Source organism: Methanospirillum hungatei, assembly GCF_020216685.1.
GTDB classification, from domain to species: domain Archaea; phylum Halobacteriota; class Methanomicrobia; order Methanomicrobiales; family Methanospirillaceae; genus Methanospirillum; species Methanospirillum hungatei_B.
In genome coordinates this window covers 1-4,881 of record NZ_JAIWNS010000262.1, presented here as the reverse complement: position 1 = coordinate 4,881, position 4,881 = coordinate 1, and the positions used below count along the sequence as shown (strand labels likewise).

Sequence of the window (4,881 nt, the reverse complement as noted above, 5' to 3'; positions counted from 1 at the left end):
TATCCGGGTCTAGGACCAATTTCAAGAGCACTATCTCCTGGTTCTGATGTCTGGATTAGTTCCTTAACCGGGAGGTGCCCGGCATCCCGAAGCCCTCTTTGCATATGGTCGTACTGCTCTACGGTTATTTCATCCTGTATTCCGTCTGATGTTTCTGGTATTCTGGGTTTAATTGTCATTTGGTCCTCTATTCTATCTGTTTTTCGAGAGTGTGCATATCGTTCATCAACGACTTCTTCAAGCCTGAGAAGTTTCCCGTTTCGCCTTTGTATGAGTGGGATACGGTTCTGACTTCCTGTCTCCCGGAACCCTCTCATTGACGAAGTGAAACTTGCAGTATCATGTACGCCTGAAAACCGTGCACAGAGGTCAGCGAACTGTTTTTGTTCATCAGGTGTCAACCTGGAAAGACCGGATTCGAGAAATCCATAGATCTTTTCTTCGGTAGAGAGAATCCATTCCTCACCTTTCTCAGTAGGTATTACCTGAATACTCCGTCTGTTCTCTCCATTCGGAACTCGTTTGACATACCCCTCCCGCTCAAGGTAATTGACCAGGTCTGTTGCAGAGCTAGGGGATATTTCTAGCATCCCGGCAATATCTCCCATACAAATCCTGGAAAAATATGATGAGTAGAGTATCTCAATCGCCCCCGGGCTGAAAGGGTTTTTTCTCCCTTTATTTGTTCCAAAGATCATACTCATGACCGTTGAAATAAATCCCAGGGAGAGCCGTAATCTGGATGTCGGATCCATCTGCCCTATAATTAGGATATCCGTAATGATATAAATATTACGGATGGCCGTAATGTATGCTCACGTGTTATCTGATGAAGGCCTCATATGTACCCAATTTATTAAAATTTTCAAGGATACATTGGAATATTACAAGATCCATATGATACATATCAGGAGGGTCATATGTGCGAATTCACCGTATATGTAAAGGACGCAGATTCTGAAGAGCAGGAGAAGATAACCCGGAATATCGTAGGTGCGATAAAAAAAGACACATCAGTTACACTCATCGATGTAATGGGTGCTTCTCAGGTCGTTGAAAACGTGTATATTGAATCAGTCAGCACGATGAAACAGGAGTTGACACTCCGGAAGATGAGCTAGACATCCGGTCGTTTTGGGTGTTATCCTTTTCCGACAAAAAATTATGGGGCTGTTAATAGCCATTTCCATATCGGAACAACCGATATTCCATTATCCTGAATATCAAACAACGCTTCGTCTTCAAAAGTCAGGATAAGTCCCTTTTTGACTTTGAATTTCTCCATCGCTTCTACAAGTCCTTTTACCTCCCGGTCCAGATTTTTTTTATCACTGAGTGAATATGATACCTGGATTGCCTCGTCTACCACCTGGTTTCTTTTAACCAGAAAATCGCATTCTCCAGAGCCAGAGTAAAAGTACACTTCCTGATATCTTCGGAGCAGCTCCAGGAATATGAGATTTTCAATTCTTTGACCCAGATCTTCGGTCAGATGAAACCCTGCCGACTGGATGAAACTAAGATCTCCTGCATAAATTTTATGAGATGCCCTGCTGGTTGCTTTAAGCGAATAATGAAGTGGCGCAATCCGGAAGAGAAGAAATGCCTGCTCAAGATAATCAAGATAATTCTTGATCGTACTTACACTTTTAAGGCCGGTAATTTCAGCAAGCGTTTTGTATGACATCATCCTGCCAGCATTCGAAATCAGGTACACTGTCAGATCCTTCAATTCCTTGATCTCACGAATTCCAAATCTGCTCACAATATCCCTGTATATGATATCTGTCAGGTGCTGCTCGGAAAGGGTGATATCACCAGAACGGATAACTGCAGGAAATCCCCCTTCTTCAAGGTATTTTCTAAGATAGTAGATTATCTCTCCCTTCTGTGTTGATGAGAAGAATTCAGGATTCTCACAGGATATGGAGTAATAACGAAGGTATTCCCTGAATGAAAATGGATGGACCCTGATTGTTTTGTGCCGTTCGGTAAGATATGTACTGAGTTCAGAGCTGAGAACCGATGCATTTGATCCAGTCACAACGGTTTTGATCTTAAAAGTATGGAGATTATTAAGCCAGCGTTCCCAACCGGGGATATTCTGGATCTCATCCAAAAGCAGGATCACGTGTGCATCAGATCCAAAGAGTTCCCCCATAATCTCATAGATATGCTGGAAGTTTTCATGTTTAAAATCTGAAAACCTGATATCATCAAAATTAATGTAAAGAAAATTGCCGTCGATTATTTTTGACAGCCGGGTGAGAATTGTACTCTTACCACACCTGCGAATCCCGGATAATACGATGATTTCTTCTGATTGAAGGAGTGATTCAAGAGGGATGTCTCTGGGAACATACTGCTGTTGAAAGTCCAGAATTTTCTGTTGATCTATGATGGTTTGTCTCAGGACACTTTTGAGCACAAGTATGATATGTTATTTTTTGATTATTTATTCATTTGTAACGAACAGTAATCACAAAGATAAACCATAACACTTACGATACACATCCGTCAACTATCTCAATTGTGACATTGGTTAGAAATTTTCATTTTGCAAAACCTTTTTGCAACCTTATCGCTTAGTATGTATTATTGAAACAAGAAAACCCTCTTATCTATCTGAATAACGCTGCAACCAGCTGGCCAAAACCGCCGGAAGTTATTCAGGCCGTTCAGGAATCATTGGAATTACCCTTTGGTGGGGGAGGAAGAGGTACTGGCAAAGTCAGCAGGGATTATCTTACCGAAGGTCGGGAAACGGTAGCACAATTCTTTGGGGAAAATTCTCCGGATACAATTGTCTTCTCGTTAAATGCAACCGATGCATTAAACACTCTCATTCATGGGTTTGCTGCATCACAGACCGAAAAATTCCATGTGATTACAACCACCCTTGAACATAACTCTGTGCTCCGGCCTCTTCATTATCTGGAAAAAACAGGGATGATTTATCTGGATTATATCCCATTTTCCAATGCACGGGTTGATCCTGAATCTATTACGGAAGTGGTGACCGATAAAACCCGTCTGGTGGTAATGAATCATGGAAGCAACGTCCTTGGATCGGTGCAGGACATCCGTGTGGTCGGGGAGTATCTGCATGATAGAGGAATTTTCTTTATCGTTGACGGATCACAGACTGCTGGACATATTCCCCTAAACCTCTCCTCCCTCGAGCTTGATGCTTTTGTATTTACCGGACATAAGGGACTATTAGGGTTGCCAGGTATTGGCGGGTTCTGTATTCGAAATCCTGATCCGGTTCTTCCGATTCGGATGGGGGGGACTGGCACTAATTCCAAATCCCTTGATCAACCGGGCGATCTGCCAGAGCGGTATGAGATCGGAACTCACAACTATCCGGGAGTTGCATCGCTGATTGCAGGTATCTCCTTCCTTAAGACTATCGGGATGGATACCCTGCAAAAAAAAGCAGATCGTCAGATTGAATATTTCATGAAGGAACTCTCATCCGAACCAGGGATTACCATCTATAATCCTGAGCCTGACCTTCCGATTATTGCATGCAACATTACCGGACTTGATAATGATGATGTGGGGTATATTCTTGCAAGGAAAGATAATATCGTTGTCAGAACCGGTCTTCATTGTGCTCCACTGCTGCATAATGCAATAGATGATGGAGCCGGATGTGTACGAATCAGTCCTTCATGGTTTACGACTGATGAAGAATGCCAGATAGCCGCTGAGGCTATAAAGGAGATTGCCCACCATGCGGATTCTCAGATCTAATCGCCATAAATATTGTGCTGACGGTTCGTTTATGAAAGAGTTCATCCTTGATACAGAAGTTACTCCAGAATTTCTGGATTTTTTAAAGCACTACGGAAGTCTGGAGATGCTCCCCGGTCTTGGAGAAGGGTTTTATAAATTTGAAAAGAGCGATTGTTTTTCAATCAAAGGTTTTCTGAACGAATCAAGTTTTGAAGTGCGATTTAAAAAAGAAGTGATGGAATTTACCTCTGATTTTCTCTACTCTATGCTGTACTGTTACCAGAATGGCAAACCTGACTATACCACATTAAACCGCCGTGATGTCGCTCTTATGGAGCGTGTGAGAACCAGGTTACATGGCAATTGATACTGATTTCATGCCTCTCACCGTTTTTGAAGAGTATGCTGACGATTATGATCAATGGTTTGTAGATAATCGTGATGTATATCTGGATGAATTAAAACGGGTACGGCAGGCCATTGGAGATATTCCTTCTCCTGCTCTTGAAATCGGGGTTGGCAGCGGACGGTTTGCAAAGCCGCTTGGTATCCGGTATGGCATTGATCCATCCCGTGCTCTTGGTTTGATGGCGAAAGACAGAGGAATTGAGGTTATCAGGGCTGTGGGAGAAGCAGTTCCAATGAAGCCTGGAATAATCAGGATGGTTGTAATGATAACCGTTCTCTGTTTCTTGAAAAAACCGGAAGAGGCCTTCCGGGAGGTTCATCGGATTCTCATGCATGAAGGGAAGCTTCTCGTTGCATGTATTGAAAAAGGGGGTATTATTGCAGAGCGATATCAGGCCCGTCCGGATAAGGGCAGATTTCTTTCGCATGCCCGGTTTTATGAGCATGATGAGGTGATTCGTATGATTACCGGGACCGGATTTGATATCACATCAATCGATTGCAGACTGGGGTTTTGTATTCTGACATTTCACAGGCGTGATAAAATCTGAAAAATACTCCCTGTAAGAGTCGGTTATCCCCAAATCGGATCATCACCAAAATGCTCCTGCCAGTATTCCATTGATCGGGAGATATGCCGTATATTGTCTTCTTCATCGGGAAAGGTGACCGGGTAATTCATACAGTAATCAACAAGGATCTCATATGCCTCTTTGTACCGAATCATCATCT

6 protein-coding genes are annotated in these 4,881 nt (G+C 42.8%); 4 read left to right on the top strand and 2 right to left on the bottom strand.

Translation table 11 applies throughout. The features are described from left to right. Nucleotides 1–755 (bottom strand): MarR family winged helix-turn-helix transcriptional regulator (locus LDL35_RS14530; protein WP_304023735.1); only part of this gene is annotated, 755 nt, incomplete at its 3' end. Between the two features lie 165 nt (nt 756–920). Here LDL35_RS14530 and LDL35_RS14525 point away from each other — a divergent pair. Continuing rightward, on the top strand, nt 921–1,121 hold the full coding sequence (locus LDL35_RS14525; RefSeq protein WP_304023733.1) for a CooT family nickel-binding protein: 201 nt from the start codon (nt 921–923) through the stop codon (nt 1,119–1,121). 41 nt (nt 1,122–1,162) lie between these two features. Here LDL35_RS14525 and LDL35_RS14520 read toward each other — a convergent pair whose 3' ends face one another. After that, the gene (locus tag LDL35_RS14520; RefSeq protein ID WP_304023731.1) at nt 1,163–2,428 is read right to left on the bottom strand and encodes an ATP-binding protein; all 1,266 of its coding nucleotides are present in this window, start codon (nt 2,426–2,428) and stop codon (nt 1,163–1,165) included. 170 nt (nt 2,429–2,598) lie between these two features. Here LDL35_RS14520 and LDL35_RS14515 point away from each other — a divergent pair, with 170 nt between their 5' ends. From LDL35_RS14515 to LDL35_RS14505, 3 genes are read left to right on the top strand one after another with little or no spacing between them, the layout of a single operon-like run. After that, the gene (locus tag LDL35_RS14515) at nt 2,599–3,759 is read left to right on the top strand and encodes an aminotransferase class V-fold PLP-dependent enzyme (RefSeq protein ID WP_304023729.1); all 1,161 of its coding nucleotides are present in this window, start codon (nt 2,599–2,601) and stop codon (nt 3,757–3,759) included. After that, nucleotides 3,740–4,108, top strand: a complete 369-nt coding sequence (locus LDL35_RS14510) for a hypothetical protein (RefSeq protein ID WP_304023727.1) — start codon at nt 3,740–3,742, stop codon at nt 4,106–4,108. Before LDL35_RS14515 ends, LDL35_RS14510 begins: the two co-directional genes overlap by 20 nt. Continuing rightward, entirely contained in the window at nt 4,098–4,700 is a 603-nt protein-coding gene (locus LDL35_RS14505; protein ID WP_304023725.1) for a class I SAM-dependent methyltransferase, read from the top strand. Before LDL35_RS14510 ends, LDL35_RS14505 begins: the two co-directional genes overlap by 11 nt. Nucleotides 4,701–4,881: the final 181 nt, after the last annotated feature.

Excerpts from the sequence above, each read along its gene's own strand:
- LDL35_RS14510 (WP_304023727.1), top strand. The coding sequence starts at position 3,740 with ATGCGGATTCTCAGATCTAATCGCCATAAATATTGTGCTGACGGTTCG.
- LDL35_RS14505 (WP_304023725.1), top strand. The coding sequence starts at position 4,098 with ATGGCAATTGATACTGATTTCATGCCTCTCACCGTTTTTGAAGAGTAT.
- LDL35_RS14525 (WP_304023733.1), top strand. The coding sequence starts at position 921 with ATGTGCGAATTCACCGTATATGTAAAGGACGCAGATTCTGAAGAGCAG.